The sequence below is a fragment of the Simplicispira suum genome, assembly GCF_003008595.1.
GTDB classification, from domain to species: Bacteria; Pseudomonadota; Gammaproteobacteria; order Burkholderiales; family Burkholderiaceae_C; genus Simplicispira; species Simplicispira suum.
In genome coordinates this window covers 1,554,879-1,580,719 of record NZ_CP027669.1, presented here as the reverse complement: position 1 = coordinate 1,580,719, position 25,841 = coordinate 1,554,879, and the positions used below count along the sequence as shown (strand labels likewise).

Annotated in this window: 20 protein-coding genes and 1 riboswitch; of the genes, 6 read left to right on the top strand and 14 right to left on the bottom strand. The window is 65.3% G+C overall.

Translation table 11 applies throughout. The features are described 5' to 3' along the window. Positions 1-38 precede the first annotated feature (38 nt). A complete protein-coding gene (locus tag C6571_RS07415; protein ID WP_106446116.1) occupies positions 39-1,157 on the top strand; it encodes a 3-deoxy-7-phosphoheptulonate synthase in 1,119 nt (372 codons plus the stop codon). 251 nt (positions 1,158-1,408) lie between these two features. Further along, positions 1,409-5,095: a bifunctional diguanylate cyclase/phosphodiesterase gene (locus C6571_RS07410; protein ID WP_106446115.1), complete on the top strand. Its 3,687-nt coding sequence runs from the start codon at positions 1,409-1,411 to the stop codon at positions 5,093-5,095. A 672-nt stretch (positions 5,096-5,767) separates the two neighbouring features. Here C6571_RS07410 and C6571_RS07405 read toward each other — a convergent pair. Both C6571_RS07405 and C6571_RS07400 read right to left on the bottom strand, forming a co-directional pair. After that, on the bottom strand, positions 5,768-6,349 hold the full coding sequence (locus tag C6571_RS07405; RefSeq protein ID WP_106446114.1) for an acyloxyacyl hydrolase: 582 nt from the start codon (positions 6,347-6,349) through the stop codon (positions 5,768-5,770). A gap of 172 nt (positions 6,350-6,521) precedes the next feature. Continuing rightward, positions 6,522-7,082, bottom strand: a complete 561-nt coding sequence (locus tag C6571_RS07400; protein WP_106446113.1) for a Spy/CpxP family protein refolding chaperone — start codon at positions 7,080-7,082, stop codon at positions 6,522-6,524. A gap of 317 nt (positions 7,083-7,399) precedes the next feature. On the opposite strand from C6571_RS07400, the gene C6571_RS07395 reads away from it, so the two are divergent. Beyond that, positions 7,400-8,407, top strand: a complete 1,008-nt coding sequence (locus C6571_RS07395) for a recombination-associated protein RdgC (protein WP_106446112.1) — start codon at positions 7,400-7,402, stop codon at positions 8,405-8,407. A gap of 138 nt (positions 8,408-8,545) precedes the next feature. Further along, on the top strand, positions 8,546-10,003 hold the full coding sequence (locus C6571_RS07390; protein ID WP_106446111.1) for an NAD-dependent succinate-semialdehyde dehydrogenase: 1,458 nt from the start codon (positions 8,546-8,548) through the stop codon (positions 10,001-10,003). A 24-nt stretch (positions 10,004-10,027) separates the two neighbouring features. Here C6571_RS07390 and mntP read toward each other — a convergent pair whose 3' ends face one another. From mntP to C6571_RS07335, 10 genes are all read right to left on the bottom strand, one after another. Continuing rightward, positions 10,028-10,597, bottom strand: a complete 570-nt coding sequence (gene mntP, locus C6571_RS07385) for a manganese efflux pump MntP (protein ID WP_106446110.1) — start codon at positions 10,595-10,597, stop codon at positions 10,028-10,030. A 12-nt stretch (positions 10,598-10,609) separates the two neighbouring features. Beyond that, positions 10,610-10,779: riboswitch (yybP-ykoY riboswitch) on the bottom strand. A gap of 315 nt (positions 10,780-11,094) precedes the next feature. Continuing rightward, positions 11,095-11,535 (bottom strand): EamA family transporter, encoded by a 441-nt coding sequence (locus tag C6571_RS07380; RefSeq protein ID WP_106446109.1) that lies wholly within the window; start codon positions 11,533-11,535, stop codon positions 11,095-11,097. Positions 11,536-11,627: 92 nt separating this feature from the next. After that, on the bottom strand, positions 11,628-13,814 hold the full coding sequence (gene betT / locus C6571_RS07375; RefSeq protein WP_106446108.1) for a choline BCCT transporter BetT: 2,187 nt from the start codon (positions 13,812-13,814) through the stop codon (positions 11,628-11,630). 89 nt (positions 13,815-13,903) lie between these two features. After that, complete coding sequence (locus tag C6571_RS07370) at positions 13,904-14,704, bottom strand: enoyl-CoA hydratase/isomerase family protein (RefSeq protein ID WP_245901450.1); 801 nt, start codon at positions 14,702-14,704, stop codon at positions 13,904-13,906. A gap of 73 nt (positions 14,705-14,777) precedes the next feature. Next, a complete protein-coding gene (locus C6571_RS07365; RefSeq protein WP_106446107.1) occupies positions 14,778-16,589 on the bottom strand; it encodes an AMP-dependent synthetase/ligase in 1,812 nt (603 codons plus the stop codon). 166 nt (positions 16,590-16,755) lie between these two features. Continuing rightward, a complete protein-coding gene (locus tag C6571_RS07355) occupies positions 16,756-17,586 on the bottom strand; it encodes an ABC transporter ATP-binding protein (protein WP_106446106.1) in 831 nt (276 codons plus the stop codon). A 190-nt stretch (positions 17,587-17,776) separates the two neighbouring features. Then, complete coding sequence (locus C6571_RS07350; protein WP_106448101.1) at positions 17,777-18,970, bottom strand: ABC transporter substrate-binding protein; 1,194 nt, start codon at positions 18,968-18,970, stop codon at positions 17,777-17,779. A 43-nt stretch (positions 18,971-19,013) separates the two neighbouring features. Next, positions 19,014-20,051: a branched-chain amino acid ABC transporter permease gene (locus C6571_RS07345; RefSeq protein ID WP_106446105.1), complete on the bottom strand. Its 1,038-nt coding sequence runs from the start codon at positions 20,049-20,051 to the stop codon at positions 19,014-19,016. Then, the gene (locus C6571_RS07340) at positions 20,052-20,930 is read right to left on the bottom strand and encodes a branched-chain amino acid ABC transporter permease (RefSeq protein WP_211300737.1); all 879 of its coding nucleotides are present in this window, start codon (positions 20,928-20,930) and stop codon (positions 20,052-20,054) included. Further along, positions 20,930-21,778 carry an ABC transporter ATP-binding protein gene (locus C6571_RS07335; RefSeq protein ID WP_106446103.1) on the bottom strand — a complete coding sequence of 283 codons (849 nt, stop codon included), beginning with the start codon at positions 21,776-21,778 and terminating at the stop codon, positions 20,930-20,932. Before C6571_RS07335 ends, C6571_RS07340 begins: the two co-directional genes overlap by 1 nt. A gap of 128 nt (positions 21,779-21,906) precedes the next feature. Between C6571_RS07335 and C6571_RS07330 the strand changes: the two genes are divergently transcribed. Continuing rightward, a complete protein-coding gene (locus C6571_RS07330; RefSeq protein WP_106446102.1) occupies positions 21,907-22,560 on the top strand; it encodes a TetR/AcrR family transcriptional regulator in 654 nt (217 codons plus the stop codon). 3 nt (positions 22,561-22,563) lie between these two features. On the opposite strand, the gene C6571_RS07325 is transcribed toward C6571_RS07330, so the two are convergent. Further along, a complete protein-coding gene (locus C6571_RS07325; protein WP_106448099.1) occupies positions 22,564-22,926 on the bottom strand; it encodes a MerR family DNA-binding protein in 363 nt (120 codons plus the stop codon). A 65-nt stretch (positions 22,927-22,991) separates the two neighbouring features. Beyond that, positions 22,992-23,192, bottom strand: a complete 201-nt coding sequence (locus tag C6571_RS07320) for a heavy-metal-associated domain-containing protein (protein WP_106448100.1) — start codon at positions 23,190-23,192, stop codon at positions 22,992-22,994. Positions 23,193-23,554: 362 nt separating this feature from the next. Here C6571_RS07320 and C6571_RS07315 point away from each other — a divergent pair, with 362 nt between their 5' ends. Continuing rightward, positions 23,555-25,762, top strand: a complete 2,208-nt coding sequence (locus C6571_RS07315) for a heavy metal translocating P-type ATPase (RefSeq protein WP_211300736.1) — start codon at positions 23,555-23,557, stop codon at positions 25,760-25,762. Positions 25,763-25,841: the final 79 nt, after the last annotated feature.

Below are 25,841 nucleotides of genomic sequence, written 5' to 3'. Positions count from 1 at the left end.
TAGCACGGGCCTGAGCGCATCGCGCGACAATTGGCGGCATGACACTGCATGCCAAACCCTCCCCCACGCCGCTCTCCACCCACGACACCACGCGCATTGACGACACACGCATCAAGGCCGTGCGTCCTTTGATCACCCCGGCCTTGCTGGAAGAGTGGCTGCCCGCGCCCGACGCCGCACAGGCGCTGGTAGAGCACAGCCGCGCGGCGATCTCGCGCGTGCTGCACGGTGCGGACGACCGGCTGGTGGTGGTGGTGGGGCCCTGCTCCATCCACGACCACGCGCAGGCCATGCAGTACGCCCGCGCGCTCAAGGCGCTGGCGGACCGGCACGCGGACGATCTGCTGGTGGTCATGCGCGTGTACTTTGAAAAGCCGCGTACCACGGTGGGCTGGAAGGGTTACATCAACGACCCGCACCTGGACGGCAGCTTTGCCATCAACGAAGGCCTGGAGATGGCGCGCCAGCTGCTGCTGGACGTGCTGGCGCTGGGACTGCCGGTGGGCACCGAATTTCTCGATCTGCTCAGCCCGCAGTTCATCAGCGACCTGGTGAGCTGGGGCGCCATTGGCGCGCGCACCACCGAGAGCCAGAGCCACCGCCAGTTGGCCAGCGGACTGTCCTGCCCGGTGGGTTTCAAGAACGGCACCGACGGCGGCGTGAAGGTGGCCAGCGATGCCATCCTGGCAGCGCAGGCGCCCCACGCCTTCATGGGGATGACCAAGATGGGCCAGGCCGCCATTTTCGAGACGCGCGGCAACGACGACTGCCATGTGATTTTGCGCGGCGGCAAGGCGCCCAACTACGGCGCTGCCGAAGTCGAGGCAGCCTGCAAACTGCTGCGCGACGCGGGCCTGCGCGAGCAGGTGATGATCGACGTCTCGCACGCCAACAGCAGCAAGCAGCACCAGCGCCAGATCGCGGTGGCGGCCGACGTGGCCGCACAGGTGGGCGCCGGCGATGCCCGCATCATGGGGCTGATGATCGAGAGCCACCTGGAAGAAGGGCGCCAGGACATCGTCCCCGGCCAGGCGCTGCAGCACGGGGTGTCGGTGACGGACGCCTGCATCAGCATGGCGCAAACCGAGCCGGTGTTGGCGCAACTGGCTGCAGGCGTGCAAGCGCGCCGTACAGCCCAGCGCTCACACCTGGTGTGAAAAATATTCAATGAAATATGGCTCTATCGCACAACTGCATTCGGATAGAGCTATTTTTACTATAGCAATTTACCCAATCTGCATGCGCCAACGGCTATGGCTTCAAGGACCGAAGAAGGGCGCCCCCTCGAATGCCCTTGGGGTGTATATTGGATGCAGCATGTCGCAATTTTGTGATGTGATATTTCAGGACAGCACTGCTGCCTGAAACTTGGCTTGGCGAACCTTTCTCCTACGGTCTTGCGCCCTTCATGCCGACGTCCACCGCACCTACTGATGATCTGCAGGCCGCGTCTTCGGCGCCGTCGCAAGCCAACTCGGCGCTGCAGGTTCTGGCGGCTGACGCTGCGCACGAAGCACGCACGCACGCCGTGCTGATCGAGGTGCAGCAACAGCTGAGCGCCGATACCCTGAGCGACCAGGATCTGTTCCAGCGCGCTGCGCAGGCTGCCCTGGAGGCCACGGGCGGTGAAGGAGCGTGCATCGAGCTGCTGCAAGCGCAGGACCTGCATTGCGCGGCGAGCGCGGGCCGCTTGCTGGGCACACCGGGATCGTCACGCCCCGTGGCGGATTGCGCCCATTGGCCGCTGCTGGCGCAAGGCCAGAGTCTGCGCCGCAGCACCGCGCCCGCAGCCGGGGGACTGGCCTGGAACGATTCTCCGGGCACGCCGCTGTGCAGCGCGCTGCAAGTGCCGCTGCAGCGGGATGGCGTGGCCGTGGGCGTCATCACAGTAGGCTCCAGCCTTGCGGGTGCTTTTGCCGAGCGCGACCTGGCGCATCTTCTGATTCTGAGCGAATCGGTGGGCTCGATCCTGAAGGCGCGCGAAGTGGCGGCGCAACTGCATGCTTCGCAGCAGCAGTACGAAGCCTTGTTTCAAATCCACCCGCAACCGATGTGGGTGTTTGCGCTGGATGAGCGCCTGACACTGCTGGCTGCCAACCAAGCCATGGCGGAAGTCTACGGCTACAGCCGGGAGGAATTGCTGGGCATGGCCCTGCCCGACCTCTGGCCACCCGGAGCGCACGAAATGCACCGGCAAGCGCTCAAAAGCGTGGAAGGCGGAAAAAGCATCAACAGCCTCATCCTTCAGCACCAGCGCAAAGACGGCCGCCTGATCGACGTGGAAATTGCCTCCCGTGCGACGCAGTTCAATGGCGTGGCCGCGCGCCAATCCATGGCCGTAGACGTCACCGAGCGTCTGGTGGCTGAGCGCGAGGTCGCCCGCATGGCGCGGGCCCGCCATTTGCTAAGCGAGTGCAACGAGGCCATTGTGCGGGCCACATCGGAAGCCGAACTGCTGGACGCGGTGTGCCGCATCACCGTCGATGTGGGGGGCTACCGGATGGCCTGGGTGGGCCTGGCGCGCGACGACGATCGCAAGACGATTGACTGCGTGGCCCACGCAGGCACCAACGGGGGCTACCTGGAGAGTCTGACGCTGTCCTGGGACGAGCACAGCGAGCACGGCCAGGGGCCCTCAGGCGTGGTGGTGCGCAGTGGCGAGGCCGTGGTGGTGCGCGACGTGTTGCAGGCACCCGCCTATGCCGGGCTGGCGCAGCGCCTGCTCGCGCGCGGCTTTCACGGCATGGTGTGCCTGCCTTTGAAAGACGGTCCGCATACCTTCGGCGTCCTGTATTTGTATGCACCGCAGGTGCTCGAGATCAGCACCCACGAGCGTGATTTGCTCGGCGAACTCGCAGAAGACCTCGCCTTTGGCATGCTGAGTCTGCGCGCACGCCAGCAGCAGCAGGAGATGCAGGCTGCGGTGGTGAAAGTGGCGGCATCGGTCTCGGCGACCACCGGAACCACCTTTTTTGAACACCTGGTGCAAAACATGGTGCAAGCCCTGGGCGCGGAAACCGGGTGCCTCGGCCGTTTTGTTCCGAGCGCTCACGGCGCACCCGAGAGCCTGCTGACCCTGGCCTTGGTGATCAATGGAGAGTTGGCGCCCAATGCCGAATACCTGCTCAGCGGCACGCCCAGCGAGCATCTGGCAACCGAGGCGCAGTTTTGCGTGGTGCAGGGTCTTCGGGCGCAGTTCCCGCATTCGGTGGTGGTGGGCCAGACAGCTGCAGAGGCCTATGTCGGCCAGCAATTGTGCGACAGCGGCGGGACCGTCATTGGCATGCTGTTTGTGCTGTTTCGCCAGCCACTGCAGAACGTGGCCTTTTTGCAGTCGACTATGCAGATCTTTGCTTCGCGCGCCTCGGCCGAAATTCAGCGCCTGGAGGCCGACGCCCACATTCGCCGCCAGGCCTCGCTGCTGGATCAGGCGCGCGATGCCATCATCGTGCGCGACCTGCAGCATCGCGTGCTGTACTGGAACCAGGGCGCCGAGCGGCTCTACGGCTGGACCGCTGAGCAGGTTCTGGGCCGGCGCATTGACGAATTGCTGCACCTGGACCGCTCTGCCTTCGAGCGCGCCAGCGAGGCGGTGCACACCCACGGCGAATGGATAGGCGAGATGGTGCAGTTCCACCGGGACGGCCAGGCCATCGACACCGAAGGCCGCTGGACGCTGGTGACGGGCGAGGCCGGGCAGGCCGACAGCATTCTGGCCATCAACACCGATATCCGCGAACGCAAGGCCACGGAACGCGAGATCCAGCGCCTGGCTTTCTACGACGCGCTCACCGGCCTGCCCAACCGCATGCTGCTGCTCGACCGGGCCAGACACGCGCTCTCGACCGCGGCCCGCCAGCAGGAAGGCGGCGCCCTGCTCTTCATTGACCTCGACAACTTCAAGACCTTGAACGACACCCTGGGCCACGACCAGGGCGATCTCCTGCTGGAACAGGTGGCGCGGCGCCTGGAAACCTGCGTGCGCGGGAGCGACACCGTGGCGCGCCTGGGCGGGGACGAATTCGTGGTGATGCTGGAGGGCCTGAGCCCCGACCCGGCCGATCTGGCCATGGAAGCGCGGGCTGCCGCCGAGAAAATTCTGCTCACCCTGGCCCAGCCTTACCAGCTCGATGGCTACCAATACCGCACCACGCCCAGCATCGGCATCGCCCCCTTTGCCCGTGGCGACTGCACGGTGGGCGACCTGCTCAAGCAGGCCGACCTGGCCATGTACCAAGCCAAAACGGGCGGGCGCAATACGCTGCGTTTCTACGATCCGCACATGCAGGCAGTGGTCAGCGCGCGCGCCGAACTGGAAGCCGACATGCGTTCGGCCCTGGCACAAGATGAATTTTTGCTGCACTACCAACCCCAGGTGCGCCACGACGGGCGGCTGGTGGGCGTGGAAGCGCTGGCCCGCTGGCGCCATCCGGTGCGTGGCCTGGTGCCGCCCGGCGAGTTCATCCCGGTCGCCGAGGAAACCGGCCTGATTCTGACCCTGGGGCGCTGGGTGCTGCACACCGCCTGCCGGACGCTGGCCCAGTGGCAGGATCAGCCGCAGTTGCGCCACCTGAGCATGGCGGTCAATGTCAGCTCCAAACAGTTCCGAAGTGGCAGCTTTGTCGATGATGTGGGGCGCATCCTGGCCGTCACGGGTGCCCCCGCCAAGCGCCTCAAGCTCGAACTGACCGAGAGCGTGCTGGTGGACAACGTGGAGGCCATCATTTCCACCATGGATGCCCTGCGTGCCCTGGGCGTGGGGTTCTCGCTGGACGACTTTGGCACGGGTTACTCCAGCCTGAGCTACCTGAAGCGCATGCCATTGCACCAGCTCAAGATCGATCAGAGCTTTGTGCGCGACCTGCTCACCGACCCGAACGACGCCGCCATCGTCGACACCATCGTCGCCCTCAGCGCGGCGCTGGGGCTGGACGTGATCGCCGAAGGGGTGGAGACCCTGGAGCAGCGGGAAATGCTGCTCCAGGCCGGCTGTATGGCCTTCCAGGGCTATCTTTACAGTCGGCCGCTCGATGAAGCTGCTTTGCAGGAGATGCTGCACAGCTCCGGGCCGATGCAGGTTCCGTCAATCCCGTAAATCTGACCGGCAACGCCTTGGCTCGGCGTCCTTGCCGCGCCTGCGGCCGGTCTCTCTCTATTTCTTCTGTTTCATTGGTAGATAGTAGATAGAGGCGGGCCTCTTCGGTGGATAAGTGTGTTTTTTCCTTGTCCAGCAGACGCTTGGCTTCGCGCTAGCGCTGTGGATGGAACCCTGAGACGGCCAAGGTGACATGGGGACAGCTGCCCGGTTTTTAGAAAAACTGTGGATAAATCGCCTTTTTCAATTCCTTTATCCACAAACTTGTCCACAACGTGGTCGCAAGCCGCCCATCTTCAAGGCCGGTTTCTGTTGCGCTTTCCTGAGCGCCGAACCAAAGATGGCCCTGCACTTTCCTGCCGGGCCGCCCGCCGCCATGCCTGCAATACCTATCCCAAGACCGTGGGGTGCTGGCGCTATCTGTTCTTCTACTTCTCTCTATTCAATTAGTAGTAGTAGTAGGGGCTGGGCCATTGTGTGGACAAGGCCAGAATCGGGTTCTAAATCAGGCACTTGCTGTGGTGACAGCATTGTGGGCCGAGCCCTGTTGCAGCCGTTCCGAAAACTGAACAACTTCGCGAAAGTGCCCTGGGGTGTGGATAAGTGGCGGGATGTCCGCGCTCTTTCCCCAGGTTTATCCACAACTGCTTCGTGATGCAGGGAAACCCGACCTTAAAAGTGCAGGGTGTAGCGCACTTGCACAAAGTTCGCCCCAGGGTTGGGCTCCTTGATGCCGGCGTTGGAAACATGCTCCAGCCGCAACTGCAGCTCGTGCTGGCGGTGGTCACCGAGTTCCAGGCCGACGCCCAGGTGGGTGGCGAAATTGAAACGGGTGCTGAATGCGCGCTCTGGCGTGGCGAAGCGGCGGTTGGACAGCGTGGCGCCGACTCCGGCGTCTACAAACCAGCGTGAGCGTCCGGCGCTGGGGATGAAGCGAAAGCTGGGGGTGAGGCCCAACACCGTGGTGTCGAAGTCCCCGCCTTGACCGCGGGCCGACCAGCGACTTGCGGAAAAGTCCCAGTAGCCCCGCACTTGGGCACCCCAGAGACTGCGGCGCCAGTCTTGCCAATCCAGGGTGGCACCCAAGGTCCAGGCGGCGACGTGGTGCGGTGCTCTGGCGTTTTGCAGATACATGCCCCAGCGCGGCGTGGCAGCAGCATCGATGGTTTGTGCTGCGGCGGGAATACAGATCAAGAGCGCGAACACGGCCAGAAGTGCCGGTGCCGGCCGCTGGGTTCTTGCGGTGCTTGGCATGGTGAAACCTCGGTTTCTGAGACCACATTCGCTCTGAGGTGTGAGAGCGAGTGGGCCATCCCTGAGTCAATACCCTGGGATGGCCCTGAGACTAGCGCCGTATCCAGACGCAGTTTGTAGGCAGGAATCGAATCGTCACGCCATCAGACATATTGAAACTCTCGGCCGGGGCTCACCCGGCTTGGCCGCTGCGCTGGCCCATGTGTCCGTGGCCATGGCGCCCGTGCCCGCGGTTTTTGTGGTCAGCGCCCATGCGATGGTTCTGGCGATCAAAGGTTTGTTGCTGCTCGGGCTGGAGTTGGGCATAAAAGGCTTTGACGGCGTCGCCGCGCGCATCCATGGCGGCGTCCCGCTGGGCGCGCTGGGCGCGCATGCGATCGATGCGTTCGGGGGTGGTGAGCTTTTGCATGGAATCGCGGTCCAGACGGGCAAAGTCGCCGCGCAGCTGCATCGCCTGGGTGAAGCTCGTCCAGGCGGGCTCTTGTGCGGGGGTGAGGGCCAGTTGCGTTTTGAGTTGCGTCAGGCGCTGGGCCTGACGCTCGGCGCGTTTTTCCTTCCACTGCGTGCGCTGGGCCTGGCGATCGGCTCGGTGGTCCGAGCGCTTTTGCATCTGGGCGGTGGGGGCGTCGCTGTTCCCGGTGGGTGCAGCAGGGGCGGTTTGGGCCAGAACCGGCAGGGCCAGAGCGGCGCAGGCGGCAGCGGCGAGGAGGCGGCGGGTGAACGAGGAGGTCATGAAGAATCCTTTCGAGGAGGTTGCAAGGGCGCCAGCACGGTGCCAGCGTTGAGGTCCAGTGTTGCGCCGCCGTGTAAGTGCGCCATGCGCGGGGCGTGAGGCTGTGTAAAGTTTCTTGGAGTTTCGTGGCGTCGAACGATCCATGAATTTGAATGAAAATGGCCTCTAGCGCTTATCCCGTTTGATGTTTTAGCTATTGATTTTGATAAAAGGCGACCGGCTCTTCGTTTGCCGCGCGCGACAATCCTTCTTTTCCCTCTCTCGGCGCGCCATGCCCTCGCTGGCGCGCTGCGCCCTTGTCACCAAAGGATTTGCTTTTGTTCAAGAATCTGATCGTCTACCGCATTGCGTCTGAATGGCAATGCGATCTCACCCAACTGGAAGAAGCGCTGGCGCGCACGCCATTTCTGGAATGTGGCGCCACGCAGGAGCGCTCCACCGGCTGGGTGCCGCCCCGTGGCGACGCGCACGGCCTGCTGGCCGAATCGGTGGCAGGCCAATGGATCCTGCGCTTCATGGCCGAGGCCAAGGTGGTGCCAGGCTCCGTGGTGGCGCGCCGCGTAAAGGAGAAGGCCGAGCGCATCGAGAAGGAAACCGGTCGCAAGCCGGGCAAGAAGGAAAGCCGCGAGCTCAAGGACGAAGCGCTGCTGGACCTGCTGCCCATGGCCTTCACCAAGCAGGGCTCGATGTGGGTCTGGATCGACCAGGCCGCGCGCACCCTGGTGCTCGATACCGGCAGCCAGGCGCGCGCCGACGAAGTGGTCACGCTGCTGACCGAAGCGCTGCCCGGCTTTGCGCTGGCCTTGGTGCACACCCACACCAGCCCGCAGGCCGCCATGGCGCATTGGCTGGCTAAGCAGGAGCCGCCCGCCGGGTTCAGTGTGGACCGCGAATGCGAGCTCAAGGCGGCGGACGAGGCCAAGGCCGTGGTGCGCTACGCCCGCCACCCGCTCGACATCGAGGAAGTGCAGGCCCACATTGCCGCCGGCAAGCTGCCGACGAAGCTGGCGCTGACCTGGGACGAACGGGTCTCTTTCATGCTGACCGAAGGCCTGCAGATCAAGAAACTGGCGTTTCTGGGCACCGTGTTCGAGGACAAAGCCGCCGACGACGGCGGGTTTGATACCGATGTGGCGATTGCCACTGGCGAGCTTGCGCGCCTGCTGCCCGATCTGCTGGAGGCGCTGGGAGGCGAAGCGCAGCCGGGCGTTGCGGCGCCCGCATCTATGCCCGCAGTTGCACCGGTCCCTGCGTCCGTCTCGGGCAGCGTGACCGGCCCGGCGGCAGCGCCGGTCGATACCGACCCCGACAACGCACCGTTCTGAGCCACCTTGCCACCCCTGCCGGCGCAGGGGCTGAAGCACGCTGGCTGGGCGTCGCAGTGCAGCTCTGGGCACAATGGATCGCATCTGCGCCCAGTTGCCCGGCGCCACTCCCCTATTCCGTTTTTGCTGAGGAAAGCCATGAACACCCCTGTCTCCACGACCTCTTACCCCAGCACGCAGCTGCTGATCGCCAACCAGTGGCAGGAGGCCCAGAGCGGCAAGCGCATCGACGTCGTCAACCCTGCCACCGGTGCCGTCATGGCCCAGGTGGCGCATGCCGGCAAGGCCGATCTGGACCGGGCGCTCGAAGCGGCCCAGCGCGGTTTTGAGGCCTGGCGCGCCACGCCCGCTTTCGAGCGCGCGCAGACCATGCGCAAGGCCGCCGGCCTGGTGCGTGAGCGCGCCGACGCCATCGCCCGGCTGATGACGCAGGAGCAAGGCAAGCCGCTTGCCGAGGCACGGGGCGAAGTGCTGGCGGGCGCCGACATCCTGGAGTGGTTTGCCGACGAAGGCATGCGCGTTTACGGCCGCATCGTGCCGGCGCGCCGCCCGGACATGCAGCAGATGGTGCTCAAGGAGCCGGTGGGCCCGGTAGCGGCCTTCACGCCCTGGAACTTCCCGATCAACCAGATCGTGCGCAAGCTGGGCGCGGCGCTGGCCACCGGCTGCTCCTTCCTGGTGAAGGCGCCGGAGGAAACCCCGGCTTCGCCGGCGGCGCTGCTGCAGGCTTTTGTGGACGCCGGCGTGCCGCCCGGCACGGTGGGTCTGGTGTACGGCGACCCGGCAGAGATTTCTTCGTACCTGATTGCGCATCCGGTGATTCGCAAGATCACCTTTACCGGCTCCACAGCGGTGGGCAAGCAGCTTGCCGCGCTGGCCGGCCAGCACATGAAGCGCGCCACCATGGAGCTGGGTGGCCACGCGCCTGTCATCGTGGCCGAAGATGCCGACGTGGCGGCCGCCGTAAAGGCCATGGCCGGCGCCAAGTTCAGGAACGCGGGCCAGGTCTGCATCTCGCCGACGCGCTTTCTGGTGCACAACAGCGTGCGCCAGGCCTTTACCGACGGCATGGTGCAGTACGCCGAGCAACTCAAGGTAGGCGATGGCCTGGATGCAGAGACCCGCATGGGGCCGCTGGCCAACCCGCGCCGCATGACCGCCATGGACGATCTGGTGCGGGATGCAGAAAAGGCAGGCGCAGACGTGCTCACCGGCGGCAAGCGTCTGGCGGGGGAGGGCAACTTCTTCGCGCCTACGGTGCTCGGCGGCGTGTCGCTGGACGCCAGCGTGTTCAACCACGAGCCCTTTGGTCCGGTCGCTGCGATCCGTGGCTTTGACAGCCTGGACGAGGCGATTGCCGAAGCCAATCGCCTGCCCTATGGCCTGGCGAGTTACGCGTTCACCCAGTCGATCAAAACCGCCCAGCAGCTGGCCAGCCGGATCGAGGTCGGCATGCTGTGGATCAACCAGGGTGCGGCCACGTCGGCTGAAATGCCGTTTGGCGGCGTCAAGGATTCGGGTTACGGTTCCGAGGGTGGCCCCGAGGCGCTGGAGGCCTACCTGCTGACCAAGACGGTGTCGATCTTGTCGCTGTAAGCCAGCAGGCGCTGAGATTCGTCCTTAGCCGGCGCGCAGGTGTTCGAAGAGGATGGCGGCGCCGATGCCGGCGAGCACCAGGCCACCCATGATTTCGGCGCGCCTGCCCGCCGCGCGTCCGAGTACGCGCCCGGCCATCACGCCCAGCGTGACGGCCACCAACGTGGTGCAGCCGATGGCAAGGGCGACGGGGAGGATGGGCACGTCCAGAAACGCCAGGCCCACGCCCACCACCATGGCGTCCACGCTGGTGGCAAAACCGGTCAGTGCCAGCGGCCAGAAGCCATGGCGCGAAGGTTTGTCGCCTGCCTGTGATTCGGGTGGTTGGAGGCCATTGATCACCATGTGCCCGCCCAGACCCAGCAGCAGGACGAAGGCAATCCAGTGGTCCCAGGCTTTCACGTAGTCGGCTGCGGCAAGGCCCAAGGCCCAGCCGATCAGTGGCGTGGTGCCTTCAATGGCGCCAAAGATTGCCCCGGTGCGCAGCGCCTCGCCCCAGTGGGGGCGTTCGAGTGCCATGCCTTTGCCCACGGCAGCGGCAAAGGCGTCGGTGGACATGGCCAGGGACAGCAGGGCAATCGAAAAGGGATTCATGGGAATCGTGGCTCGGGTCGGGCGAACGCAAAGGCGCATCCCCACGGCCCGACGACTGTCGCGCGGATGCGCCCATGGTCTCGCCAACCAGCACACTGGATGCCTGCGCCACAGCGTGCAGAGCAGGCTGAGTATGTTGACGCAGGCGCTTTCGAGGTCGAAAGCCGGCTACTCCCCAAGGGAAGCGCGAATTATAGAGATGCGTGCGCCGGTCTCCGTGGCTGAACGCGGCTAGGGCCTGTTGACACTATGCAAGGGGTCGCGAAGGTCATCAAAACCTGCCCATCAAGGCGCGCGACGCAGTGCGTGCGTCCGCACGCTCAAGGAGCGCAACGCCGAGGGGCGGGCTCTGATGGCCTTCCCTTCGGGTTGCCTCGCAAAGGGGCCGTCTGCGGCGTTGCCCGCGCTTGCAAGGCACCAGCCTTGCTGCGCACCTGCGCCTTGCATACAGCCCCTTTGCGAGACAACGCGATCCCCTTGCATAGTGTCAACAGGCACTAGCGGCGCAGCGCCAGCACCACAACCCCGGCCGCCACCAGTGCGATGCCCAGCCAGCCTGTGCCGGACGGGCGCTCGCCCAGGAACACAAAGGCAAATACTGCCACCAGCACCAGGCTGAACTTGTCCACCGGCGCCACCTGCGAGGCTTCGCCGATCTGCAGTGCGCGGAAGTAGCAGACCCAGGAGGCCCCGGTGGCCAGGGCCGAGAGCGTGAGAAAAACCCAGGTCTTGCCGGGCAGTTGCAGCGGATTGCTCCACTTGCCGGCGCCCCAGACAAAGGCTGTGAGCACGAATACGATGATGACGGTGCGCACCAGCGTAGCCAGATCCGAGTCCACGCCCTGGATGCCCACCTTGGCAAAGATGGCGGTGAGCGCCGCAAACACTGCGGACAGCGCCGCCCAGAAGAACCAGCTGTGGGAGGTGGCAGATTCCATCACGATCACCTTTTGCTATCAATAATGCAGCTTATTACGCTTTGTACATAAGCGCTGGAGGCCATATTTACCGAAGCTTCTGCGCACCGAAACTAGCGAGACGCGGATGCGGGGCGGGGTTCGCTGGCAGTCGCAAGCGAGGCCAGATGGGCTTCGTAGCGCTCAAGCACGTCGTCAATCACCTGCCGCTTGGTCAGGCCCATCAGGTCGTAGCCGCCTGAGCCGGCCTGCGTGACGACTTCGAGTCGGTAATAGACATCGGTGTCGCGCGCCATCTTGCCGCTGAATGTGGGGACGGGTGCTTGGACAAGGGCGACCTGGTAGTCAAAAGGGCGCAGTGCCTGCATCGATACATGCAACAGCGGCCCCTCCATGCCGCTGGCGCTGCTCACCGTGCCACGTTCGACCTCGTAGCCCTGGTTGCGAAATTCGGCGGCCACATCATCCAGCGCCGGGCGGACTGTGCGTTCGAGAAACTGTGTTGCCTCGCGCTGTGACGGGAAGGTGAGCAGTTGCCCCAGCCGCTGCTTCCAGGATCGCTCAGGCACTTGACCGCCGCTGGGTGCGAGGGACGGCCGGCGAAGCACCTGGCCTTCGCGCTCGGCGCGCTCCATGCGCAGCGCCTTGTAGAACGACGCCATCACCAAATACGCAATCACAGTGACCGGCAACGCGAAGATCAGCGTCGCGTACTCCATGGTGACCACGCCGCCGGCCAGCAGCATGGCCACGGTGAGCAGGGCGGTGAGCAGGGCCCAGAAGATGCGCAGCCATTTCGGTCCGTCTTGCGATGGGTCCGGAATGGAGGCGGAGAAGTTCGACATCACCATGGCGCCCGAGTTGGCGCTGGTGAGGTAGAACAACAAGCCCGAAAAGGTCGCCAGGCCGATCAGAAACATCGCGCCCGGAAACATGGCCAGCAAGGCATACCAGCCCTGCTCCGGGCTTTGCACGGCCAGTTCCGCGAATGCCGTGTTGCCTTGCAGCACTTCGTACAGGGCGGAGTTGCCGAAAAATGAAACGATGATGAAGTCGCACAGCACGGGCGCGGTGATTGCGGCGATCACGAACTCGCGCAATGTGCGCCCGCGCGAAATGCGTGCCAGGAAGACGCCGACGAACGGGCCCCAAGCCAGCCAGAAGGCCCAAAAAAACAGGGTCCAGCTTCCCATCCAGTCGCTGCTGCCCGGCTCGTAGGCAAAGGTCTGCAGCGTGCGGGCCGGGAGTGTGACAAGGAACTGACCGATGTTTTCCACCAGCGCATTCAAGAGAAAGGCCGTCTGCCCCGTGGCGAGGATGTAGACCATCATGGCCACGGCGCTCCACAGGTTGAGCTCGGAAATCCAGCGGATTCCACGGTCCACGCCCGACGTGGTCGCGGCGATGGTCAGTACCACGGCGCCGATCACCAATGCGATCTGCAGCGTGAGGCCTTGCTCCAGGCCGAAGATGAGCGAAAAACCGACGCCCAGCAGCACCACGCCAATACCCATGGACGTGGCGACGCCGAACACGGTGCCGACCAAGGCAATGGCGCTGATGCCGTCGCCCAGTGGCCCGCGCACGCGCTTGCCCAGCAAGGGGTAGAGTGCCGCCCGGATCGACAGAGGCATTCCCCAGCGGTAGGCGAAGTAGCCCATGGCCATGCCCAGCAGCGCATACACCGACCAGCCGGCAATGCCGTAATGGAACATGGTCCAGACGACCGCGTCCTGCATGGCAGCGGCTGACCCTCCGGCGCCCGAAGGTGGATGCAGGTACTGCACCACGGGGCCGGTGACCGAAAAGAAAAGCAAGTCGATTCCGACCCCGGCAGCAAACAGCATGGCCACCCAGGTGCCTAGCTTGTACTGTGGCCGAGAATCGTCCGGGCCGAGCCGAACGTCGCCTTCCTTGGAAATGGCGACCCAGACCACAAAGCCAATGACCAGCGCCATCGTCAGGACGTAGTACCACCCGAGGTTGGTCGCAATCCAGTCAACCACGGCTTTCATCGTGGTGCGAGCACCCTCTGGGAGGGCGATGGCCCAGAGTGAGAAGGCGAGAATCACCACCGAGGCGCCTATGAGCACCCGCCAGCTGATGCGCACCGCAGGGTGCTCAAGCAATTCCTCCTTGCCCTTGCTGAGATCGCTTCGGGAGAACGGCGCGTTGTCGCTTGCCGCGCGCTCAGGTCGCTGCCCCGTGCCGCCGAATCGGCTTCGCTCCAGGGGATGCGGTGCCTGGCTCGGCGCTGGCTCGGTGTCAGAGTCGGGGTTGGGTGGCGGCGGGGTTGTCATGGCCGGATTGTTCCCCGGATGCAGGCGCCGCGCTCAGCGAATACGCGAGCCCATCCCCGCCCATGGGAAGCGCCATGGGGCGCGCTACGTCAGCGTCCTTCGAAGCGCGCGGGTTGCTTGGCAAAAAACGCTTCAATCCCCGCGCGCATGTCCTGGGTCGCGGCGCAGCCGGCAAAGGCGGCCGTCTCGGCAATGAGCTGGGTGTCCAGATCGCGGTCAAACGAGGCGCGCATCAGCCGTTTCATGGCGCCGTAGGCCAGCGTGGGGCCGTTGGCCAGGCGGTCGACGAGGGTGGCCGAGGCTTCATCGAGGTGCTGCGCCGGAACCACGCGGTTGACCAGGCCCAGGCGCAGCGCGTCGGACGTGGTGAGCGTATCGCCCAGCAGTGCAATTTCGAGCGCATGGCGCAGGCCGACCAGACGCGGCAGGGCCCAGGAGGCGCCGACGTCGCAACTGGTACCCAGGTTGATGTAGGCGAGGTTGAAGCGTGTGCCTTCAGCGGCGATGACAAAGTCGGCCTGCAGCATCAGCGCCAGGCCTGCGCCGGCGGCCGCGCCGTGGACTTTGGCGATCACAGGCGCGTTCATGTTGGCGAGCACCTGCACGGCGGCGTTGAGCGGCCCGAGCAGATCAGCCGCACCCTGCACCGGGTCGGCGCGCAGCGTCGCCAGATCGCCTCCGGCCATGAAGGCCTTGCCGGCGCCGCACAGCACCACGGCGCGCACGCTGGGGTCGGCGGCCAGCGTTTGCACGGTGCTGAGCAGCGCCTGCGCCATCGGCACGTCGATGGCGTTCATGGCCTGCGGGCGCGAGAAGCGCAGCGTGGCAACAGCGCCTTCGCGCGTGACTTGCAGGGGCGTGTCTGCTGCAACAGAAGTGGCGTTGGGCAAAAATACTCCTAAATATATAGCTGATTGCGCCCGTATTCAGTGCGCTGAAGGCCTATTTAATCCCAAATCTGCATCATGCGTACAAGGCCTCGATTTCATCCGCATAGGCCTTGTAGATACTCGATCGCCGCACCTTCATGGTGGCGGTGACTTCGCCGTCGTCGTGGTCGAGCTCCTTGGTCAGCAGGTGGAACTTGCGGATCTGCGACACCTGCGCCAGCTTGGCGTTGCCGCGCGCAACCTCGTGCTCGACCAGCGCGCGCACCTCGGGCAATTCGACCAGCGAGCGAAAGTGCGTGAACGCAATGCGCTGGGCCTGCGCCCACTGCGCCACGGTGTCAAAGTCGATCATCACCAGGGCAGAGACGAAGCGGCGCTGGTCGGCCACCACGATGCACTCCTTGATGAAAGGGCTGGCCTTCATGGTGTTCTCGATCTCGGACGGCGTCAGGTTCTTGCCGCCGGCGGTGATCATGATGTCCTTCAGGCGGTCGACGATCTTGAGCTGGCCCGATTCCTCGCGCACCACGTCGCCGGTGTGCAGCCAGCCGTCCTGAATCGATTCGGCCGTGGCCTCGGGGTTTTTGTAGTAGCCGGCAAACACCATGTCACCGCGCAGCTGCAGTTCGCCTTGATCGCCAATGCGGTGCTCGACGCCCACCGTGGGCGTGCCGACCGTGCCGATGACGACGCGGTCGATCGGGTGTCCAGTGACCATGCCGCTCGATTCGGTCAGGCCATAGACCTCGATCAGCGGCACGCCGATGACGCGAAAGAAGCGCACCACATCGGGTGGAATCGGTGCCGCGCCGGTGAGCGCAACCTGCGCGCGGCGCAGGCCGCAAAAGTTCTGCAGCGCGCGAAACACCAGCCAGTAATGCCAGGCAAAGCGCGCGCGCTCAGCCAGGCTCCAGTCGGCGCGCGGCTTGTCGGCCAGCGGCGCGCAGGCGGCCAGAGCCCGGTCAAACAGCGCGCCGCGCAGGCCGCCTGCTTCCTGGCGCTTGATGCTGAGCGTGGCGTACATCTTTTCCCAGATGCGCGGCACGCCGAGGAAGATGCTGGGCGCCACCTCGCGCAGGTCTTCCTGCACGGTGCGAATCGATTCGCCGAAGTTCACCTGCGAGCCCAGGTAGGCCGGAACAAAGCTGGTGAGCATCTGCTCGGCCACGTGGCACAGCGGCAGGTACGACAGGTGGCTGGACTCGCGCGTCAGGCGCAGGCGCTCCACAATGCCTGGCACCACGCCGCGAATGTTGCGCCACGACAGCATGGCGCCCTTGGGTTTTCCGGTCGAGCCCGAGGTGTAGATGATGAGGCCGATGTCGTCCAGCGTCTGCGCGGCCAGAGCCGTGTCGATGGTGGACTGTTGGCCCGATTGCGCGCCCAGGCGCTCGACCTCGGCAAAGGTGGTGATGAGCTCGCGCTCCTCTTCGGTGAAGCTGCGCAGGCCCTTGGTTTCGATGACGACAATCTTGGTGAGCGCCGGCAGGCTGGCGCGTGCTTCGAGCAGCTTGTCGGTCTGCTCCTGGTCTTCGCAGACCATGACGGAAATGTCGGCATGGCCGACCACATAGGCCACTTCGCTGCTCGGGCTGGTCGGGTAAACGCCGACGGTGACCACGCCGATCAGGCCGGCACCCATTTGCGCCAGCACCCATTCGACGCGGTTTTCCGACAGCACACCCACATGGCCGCCCGTGGGCACGCCCAGCGCAGACAGGCCCAACCCAAAGGCGCTCGCGCGGCGGTGGTAGTCGGCCCAGGTAAAGGGCTTCCAGATGCCGAAGTCCTTTTGGCGAATGGCCACGCGCGCCGCGTCGCTCTTGGCGCGTTCGCGCAGCATTTGCGGCAAGGTCAGCGAAGGCAGGGCCGGGGTATCGTGCATTTCAATCTCGGTACTCAAAAGTGGCGCGGCGTATGCACCGGCACTGCACCAAGCCAGGGCCGCCGCGCAAGGGCCGCCCCGCAGCACTGGCGGCGTCCCCCTTCCCGCATCGCGCAGCGAGGCGAGAGAGGGGGGAAGGCGCGCAGCGCCTCAGGGGGGAGTTCTCTCACGACAACCACCTTTTTCTGCGCTTGTAGTGCTTGATGTTCTTGAAGCTCTTGGCGCCATCGCCCTCGCCGCCCATGCCCAGGTAAAACTCGCGCACGTCGGGGTCGCTGGCCAGGCGCTCGGCCGGGCCGTCGATCACGATCTTGCCGTTTTCCATGATGTAGCCGGTGTGCGCCACGGCCAGCGCGACGGTGGCGTTTTGCTCCACCAGCAGCATGGAGGTGCCGCGCTCGGCATTGATGCGGGCGATGATGCCGAAGATGTCCTCCACCAGCTTGGGGGACAGACCCAGCGAGGGTTCGTCCAGCAAGATCAGCCCCGGCGCAGCAATTAGCGCGCGGCCAATCGCCAGCATCTGCTGTTCGCCGCCCGACAGATACCCCGCCAAGCCTTTGCGCCGTTCGTGCAGGCGGGGAAAGTATTCGTAGACGGTATCGAAATCGGCCTTGGCGCCACCCGCGCCCTTGCGGCCTGTCAGGGCGTAGGTGGCAGCCACCAGGTTTTCTTCCACCGTAAGGTCCTCAAACACGCGGCGCCCTTCCATCACATGGAACAGGCCGGCGCGCACCAGCGCGTGCGGCGTACGCCCGGCCGTGGGCGCGCCTTTGAAGACGATGCTGCCGCTTTCCACCTCGCCGCGCTCAAGCGCCAGCAAACCCGACACCGCCTTGAGCGTGGTCGATTTGCCCGCGCCATTGCTGCCCAAGAGCGCCACGATCTGCCCGCGCGGCACCACGAGCGAGAGCCCGCGCAGCGCCTGCACGACCTTGTTGTAGACGACCTCGATGTTGTTGATTTCGAGGACGTTGTCGGGGGCGGGTTGGGTCATGGTGTCTGGCTCAAGGGGCCTCAGAGCGCTGCCCGCAGTCGCAGCATTTGGCACAGCGTGGGCAACTGGCGCGGCCAACACCAGCGGACGCCAAGCAAGGGCCGCCCCGCGGCGAGGGCGTCGTCCCCCCTCCCGCAGCGCGCAGCGTTGCGAGAGAGGGGGGAAGGCGCGCAGCGCCTCAGGGGGGAGTTCATAGCTTGATCCAATCGGACGCCGGCACCATCTTCTGCGCCTTCATGTCGGCCTTGTAGACGCGCCCGACCGGAATCGAGTTGCCCGTGATGGTGATTGGCACGCCGATCAGGCCGCCGGTATCGAAGTCCTTGATCGAATTGAGCGCAGCCTTGAGGTTGTCGCCATTGAGCGGTTTGCCCGCTTCCAGCGTGCGCTTGGCCGATTCGACGAACAGCATGGCGGCGAGAAAGCCCTGGATGTAGGCGGTGCTCTGGTAGTCCGCATGCAGCGCGCGGATTTTCTCCAGCATGGGCGCCTTTTCGGTGTCGTAGTAGTAGCGGTAGGGCATGACGCCCATGAAGCCTTCGCCGGCCTCGCCCATCTTCATGACGGTGGAGCTGTCCATGGTCCAGAAGGTGCCCATCCACTTGCTCTTCATGCCCTGCTGCTTGCCCTGGGTGATGAACTCAGGGATGGGCGCCAGGATGTAGCCGTGGAAGATGGTGTAGTCGGGCGCGGCGCGGCGCAGCTTGATGACTTCGGTGGAGACGTCCACGCTGCCGGCGGGCGTCATGATTTTCACGGGCACCGAGAGACCGAGCTTCTTGGCAAGGGCCTCGCTCTCGTCGATCGGGTCGCGGCCGAACTCGGAGTCAGAGTACACGAAAGCGACCTTGGCACCCGGTTTCTCCTTGGCAATGTGATTGAGCAAAATGCCGAACATCTCGGTGTAGTCGGGGCCGACCAGGAACTGGTGCGGGTACTTTTTCGGGTCGTTCAGCTCGGTGGCAAACGACGCGCCGGCCATCAGGATGTTGCCGTTGCGGTCGAGTTCGGAGTTGATGGTCTTGGCAAAGCCGGTCGAGTCGCCGTAGTAAAGGTTCACCTTGTTCTGGCTGGTGATCTTTTTGAACGCCGCCACCGACACATCCACCTTGTAGCCGGTGTCTTCCGGCACGTAGCGGATCTTGCGGCCCTTGATGCCGCCGGCGTCGTTGACCATCTTCACGTAGTCCTTCATGCCCGCATCGATGCCGATGCCGGCAAAGGCGAACACACCGGTCATGGGAATCGAGCCGCCGATGACGATGTCCTCGCCACCGGCCTGGGCGTGCGCGGCAAACGGTGCGGCCAGGCTTGCGCCAGCGGCGAGCAGCAGGCTGCGGCGGCGCGCGGAGTATGGGTTGGGGTTGAAGTTGCGGTCGGTCATGTGCGTGTCTCCTTGCATGGGGGTGGCCAGTGCTTCAGGTACCTTAAGTACGAAATGGCCACAGGTGGAAAAAGCGGCGAATGCGCCGCCACACTTCAGCGAGCCCCTGCGGCTCGAATACGAGAAATCCGATGATCAAAAGGCCAAATACGATGGTTCGCACCGGCGAGAGAAACACCGTGAACGAAGCCCCGCCGGGCATGATGTCGACGATCAGCTTGAGGGCCTCGGGCACCAGCGTCATGAAGGTCGCGCCCAGCACGGCGCCGAGCTGCGTGCCCATGCCGCCGACGATGATGGCGGCCAGGAAGAAGATCGACATCGACAGCGGAAAACTCTCGGGCGTGATCACGCGAAAGAAGTAGGCAAACAGCCCGCCCGCCACGCCGGCGTAGAAGGACGAGAGCCCAAACGACAGCAGCTTGGTGCGCAGCAGCGGAATGCCCAGCACCTCGGCCGAAATGTCGCGGTCGCGGATGGCGATAAAGGCGCGGCCGATGCGCGTGCGAAACAGGTTGGCCGAGCCGAGCAGCATGAGCGCGGTGATCGGCACGATCAGCCAGTACAGCTTGAACGAGGTGTCGAGCTGCAGGCCGAAGATTTGCGCTGGCGGCACCGTAAGCCCCGCGGTGCCCCCCGTGAGATCGAAATTGGCAAACAGGAAATGCGCGATGAACGATGCGGCAATGGTGACGATGGCCAGGTACAGCCCCTTGACCCGCAGCGACGGAATGCCCACCACCAGGCCGCCGAGCATGGCGACGAAGCCACCGGCCAGAAGGTTGAGCAGGAAGGGCGTGCCCAGCCGAATCTCCAGCACTGCGACGGTATAGGCGCCCAGCCCCATGAAGGCCGCCTGCCCCAGGCTCACGAGCCCCGTGTATCCGGTGAGGATGTTGAGACCGCTGGCGCTGGCAACGTTGATCGCGACCAAGCAGGCCAGGTAGAGCCAGTAGCTGCCGGCAAAGAACGGGAACAGCACCAGCGCTGCGGCCAGCACGATGAGCCAGCCCTTTTGCGTGCGCGAGTCAAACAGCGCCGCGTCGCCCAGGTAGGTTTCTTTGAGAGTTCCAATGCGCATCTACAGCCTCTCTATTTCGTGGGTGCCAAAGAGACCGTAGGGGCGCAGCATGAGGACGGCGACCAGCACGATGAAGGTGGCGAGCAGCTTGTATTCGCCGCCCAGGTAAAAGCCCGCAACCGCCTCGATGACGCCGATCAGCAGGCCTGCGACCAGCGCGCCGAGCACGCTGTCCAGACCGCCGACGATGACGACGACCAGCACCGACAGGCCGAACACGCCCATGGCAGACGAGATGCCGCCAATCGAGCCGACGATGATCCCGGAGACCGCCGCAATCATGGCGCCGACCACCCAGGAGAGCGAGAACACGCGCGGCACGTTGATGCCGACCGAGTAGGCCGCCGCCTGGTCGCTGGCGGTGGCGCGCAGCGCCACGCCGCCGCGCCAGAAGCGAAACAGCAGCAGCACGGCGGCGATGAACACGGCGGCGATCACCGCGCCCCAGAACACCTTGGGCGAAAGAAAGGCTTCGCCCACCATGATCGGGTCGTCAGGCAGAAAGTCGGGCAGGCGTTTCTGGTCAGCGCTCCAGATCACCTCCACCAGACCGACCAGCACCGACCCCAGGCCAATGGTGACCATGAACACCGAAATCGGCGGCTCGCCCAGCAGGGGGCGAATCATGGTGCGCTCGATCACGCCGCCCAAGACGCCGGCGGCGAGCACCGCCGCCGGAATCGCCAGCCAGATCGGCAGCGCGAACATGGCGGCGAAGGTGAAGAACAGGTAGGCGCCGGCCATCAACATTTCGCCGATCGCCAGGTTGACCACGCGCGTGCCCTTGTAGACCATCACGAACGCCAGCGCCGCCAGCGCGTAGAGGCCGCCGCTCGCCAGCCCTGTGAGGCTGACTTCGAACAAGGTGAGCCAGTCGATCACGCGACTTTCTCCCCGGCGGCTGGGCCGTGAAAGCGCCGGCGCAGGTCGCCCACGTCGCCCGAGCCGAGGTAGGCGCGCACCACCTCGGGGTCGCGCTGCACCTGGGCGGGAGCCCCCTGGGCGATCACCTCGCCGAAGTTGAGCACCACCACATGGTCGGACAGGTCCATCACCATGCCCATGTCGTGCTCGACCATCAGCACCGTCACGCCCCATTCGGCGCGCACGTCGAGGATGAAGCGCGCCATGTCTTCGGTCTCTTCGCGGTTCATGCCGGCGACGGGCTCGTCCAGCATCAGGATCTGCGGCTGCATGGCCAAGGCCCGCGCCATCTCGACGCGCTTTTGCAGGCCGTAGGGCAAGGCGGCCACGCTGGCGTGGCGGATGTGGTCGATTTCCAGGAAGTCGATGATGCGTTCCTCGATGTCGGCGCGCAGCTCGGCTTCCTCACGCCGCGCGCGGCCCATATAGAACAGCGCGTCGAGCACATTGGTCTTGAGGTGCGCATGTCGGCCGAGCTTGATGTTGTCGAGCACCGTCATGCCGCGAAACAGCGCGATGTTCTGAAAACTGCGCCCCAGCCCGAGCGCTGCGCGCCTGGGCGCTGGCAGGCGGGTGATGTCTTTGCCGCAAAAGCGTACAGAGCCAGCACTGGGTCGGTAGAAACCCGAAATCGTGTTGAAGAGCGAAGTCTTGCCGGCGCCGTTGGGGCCGATCACGGCCGTGATGCTGCCGGGCTGCACGGCAAAGCCCACGCCGCTCAGTGCGCGCACGCCGCCGAAGGCCAGCGTCAGGCCGTCGACTTCCAGCAAGGGACCGGCTGCGCCGGAAGGGGCAATCTGCATTGAAGCCTGGCTAAGGGTTTGTGCGGAACGCGCGAGGGTTACTCGCTCGTAAACTACTTACTCACGAGTAGAGTTTGTGTGCGAAGCCCGGCTCCGGGCATCAGGATTTACCCCCACAGCAGACCGATATGCCCAGTTCTTCCTCCCACCGTTCGCGCGCTGTCGCTTCTCCTTGGGCGAATCCGCCCGAGCGCGAGCAGCAGCGCGAAATCAAGCGACAGGCGGTGCTGGCGGCAGCGGCGCAACTCTTCAATGAGCGCGGCTTTCACGCCACCTCGCTGGACGACATTGCCCGGCGGCTGCACGTAAGCAAGCCCACGCTGTACTACTACGTGAAGAACAAGGACGAAATCCTGCTCGGCTGCGTGCGCCAGGGGCTGGACATGATGCTGGTCGGCATCGAGGACTCGCGCCGCGCGGGTGGCCAGGCAGTGGACCAACTGCTCACCTGCATGCGGGTCTACGCACACATCGTCACCATGGACTTCGGCATGTGCCTGATCCGGGTCGGTGACGAGCAACTGCCCCCCGAGAGCCGGCGCGAGCTGCGGCGGCTCAAGTCCCTCATTGACCACGAATTTCGCCGCCTGGTGGCGGCCGGTGTGGAAGAAGGGTCGATCGCGCCCTGCGACCCCAAGATGACCGCTTTCGTGATTGCCGGGGCGCTTAGCTGGATTGGCCGCTGGTACCAGCCCGAGGGCGAATACACGCCCGAGCAGGTGGCCGAGCAGTGCATTGCGACGCTGTGCGCGGGGGTATTGCAGCGGCCAGCGCCGAAATAGCGGCTATCGCGGCGTGGGCGGATCGCCCGCCGCCAGGTCATCCAATATCGGGCAATCGGGCCGTGCATCGCCCGCGCAGCAAGCCACCAGTTGCGCCAGCGTGCGCTGCATGGCCTGCATGGCGGCGATGCGGGCTTGCAGGTCGTCAATGTGGGCCTGTGCGATCTGCTTGACGCTGGCGCTGGCGCGCTGTTTGTCTTGCCACAGACCGAGCAGGGTGGCGATCTCGGGCATGGAAAAGCCCAGGTCGCGCGCGCGGCGGATGAAGCGCAGGGCGTGCACGTCTGCGTCGGAATACTGGCGGTAGCCGGACTCGGTGCGTGCTACCGGGGGCAGCAGACCGAGCGACTCGTAGTGGCGCACCATGCGCGGCGAGACGCCTGCGCGCTGGGCTGCCGTGCCGATGGCGACCTGCGCTGCGCTTGGCTTGTTCACGCCGGTGCCACCTCGTAGCCTTCTTCGGCAATGGCCGCTGCCAGGGCGTCGCGCGGCTGGGTGCTGGCGACGTCGACGCGGTTGGCCGCGCGGTCAATGCGTACCTCGGCAGCCGGGTCCAGTGCTTGCACGGCCTGGGTCACTGCGCGCTCGCAGTGGCCGCAGGTCATGCCGGTGACGGTGAATTGGTAAGACATGCTCATGGGGGCTCCTTGGAAGGGTGAAAACATTCAACAGTGAGAGCTTGCACCTTGACATGGTGGCAGAGTCAAGTGCCTTGTGTGCCTTGTATGCCTTTGTAGTTTGGGCGAATACTACAAAATAGATAGCTGTCAAGGCTTTGCAGATAAGCGCTGGATGCCGATTCGACCCGCTTTTTCATGGATTTTCTGCCGGTCCGGAGTTTCAGACTTGACCCTGCCATGGTGTCAGGGTGTACCTTTGCCCCATGACGCCTGAATCCACCCTGTCTGCTCACTCCCTTGCCGCTGCCCCCGTTGGTGCGCCGGATGCTTCGCCGCCGCCGCCGCCGCTGGAGATCGACATCGGCATTGGCGGCATGACCTGTGCCAGTTGCGTCGGACGTGTTGAACGCGCGCTGCGCAAGCAGGCGGGCGTGCAAGAGGCCACGGTGAATCTGGCGACCGAGTCGGCGCGGATTTCTGTGGCCGGCGCGCCCGGCGAGGACGCTGCCACGACCGAGGCGCGCCTGCGCCGCGCCGTGCGCACGGCCGGCTACGAGCCACGCACGGCCGAGGCGGTGGCCGCGCATGAAGATGCCTCACCCTGGGCCGGGTTTGACCGCGTGGCCATTGGCCTGGTGCTGTCGGCGCCGCTGGTACTGCCGATGTTTGGCGACCTGTTTGGCCAGCACTGGATGCTGCCTGCCTGGGTGCAGTTTCTGCTGGCCACGCCGGTGCAGTTCATTCTGGGTGCGCGCTTTTACAAGGCCGGCTGGCATGCGGCGCGCGCGCTGACCGGCAACATGGATTTGCTGGTGGCCATTGGTACCAGCGCGGGCTGGGGGCTGTCGATGTGGCTGTGGCTGACGGCGCCGGATGGGCACCAGCCGCATTTGTACTTTGAAGCGTCGGCTGTGGTGGTCACGCTGGTGCTGCTGGGCAAATGGCTGGAGGCGCGCGCCAAGCAGCAGACCACGGCAGCGATCCGCGCGCTGCACGGCCTGCGGCCCGACGTGGCGCACCTGCTGGTCAAGGGCCAGGAGCAGGACGTGCCCGTGGCCGAGGTGATGGTGGGCGACGAGCTGGTGGTACGGCCGGGCGAGCGCCTGCCGGTGGACGGCGTGCTCAAGAGCGGCGAGACGCAGGTGGACGAGTCCATGCTCACCGGCGAACCCCTGCCCGTGGTCAAGGACGCGGGCGCTGCGCTCACCGGCGGCTCGATCAATGGCGAAGGCCGCATCGTGCTCACGGTGCGCGCGGTGGGCAGCGAGACGGTGCTGTCGCAAATCATCCGCCTGGTGGAAGACGCCCAGGCCGCCAAGGCGCCGATCCAGCGGCTGGTGGACCAGGTGGCCAATGTGTTTGTGCCGGTGGTGCTGGTGATTGCCCTGATCACGCTGGTCGGCTGGATGCTGGCCGGCGTCAGCGGCGAAGTGGCGCTGATCCGCGCCGTGGCCGTGCTGGTGATTGCCTGCCCCTGCGCGCTGGGCCTGGCGACGCCGGCCGCGATCATGGCCGGCACGGGCGTGGCGGCCGAGCACGGCATTCTGATCAAGGACGCCCAGGCGCTGGAGCTGGCGCACCGCGCCGACACCGTAGCCTTTGACAAGACCGGCACGCTGACCGTGGGCCAGCCGCGCCTGACGGCGTTCGAAGTGGTGGCGGGCCCGGACCGCACCGAACTGCTGCGCACCGCCGCCAGCCTGCAAAGCGGCAGCGAGCACCCGCTGGCCCGCGCCGTGGTGCAGGCGGCGCAGGCGGAGCACCTGGTGTTTGCCGCCCCGGATGCGCTGCGGGCCGTGATGGGGCGCGGCAGCGAAGGCGAGGTGGCCGGGCAAAGCTATTTGCTGGGCAGCCAACGCTGGATGGGCGAGCTCAAGCTCGACCTCGGCCCGCTGGCCGGCCGGGCCGAGCAGTTGCAGGCCGAAGGGGCGACCGTTTCGACCTTGGTGCAGCGCACCGGCCAGGGTCTGGAAGCCCGCGCCCTGCTGGCCTTTGCCGACGAACCCAAGCCGGGCGCGCGCGAAGCGCTGGCCGCGCTGCGCGCCAAGGGTCTGCGCACGGTCATGATCTCGGGCGACAACCGGGGCGCTGCCGAAGCCATGGCGCGCCGCCTGGGGCTCGATCCGGATGCGGGCGACGTGATGGCCGAGGTGCTGCCCGGCGACAAGGCAGCGGCTGTGCGGGCGCTGCAGCAATCGGCGGATGGTGTGACCCATACCGTGGTGATGGTGGGCGATGGCGTGAACGACGCGCCTGCGCTCGCTGCAGCCGATGTGGGCATGGCCATGGGCAACGGAACCGATGTGGCCATGCACGCGGCTGGCATCACGCTGATGCGCGGCGACCCGCTGCTGGTGTCAGCGGCGCTCGACATTTCCCACCGCACGGTGATGAAAATCCGGCAAAACCTGTTCTGGGCCTTTGCCTACAACGTGGCCGGCATTCCGCTGGCGGCACTCGGCTACCTGAGCCCGGTGGTGGCGGGCGCGGCCATGGCACTCAGCTCGGTCAGTGTGATGACCAATGCCTTGCTGCTGAAACGCTGGCACGGCCCGGAGGGGACTTCGCGCTCGCAGGACTGAGGGAGAATCCCTATTGTCACAACGGCTTCTGGCACACTAGCAACAATTTGTTGCAAGTGCCGCAGCGTTTTTTTCGACA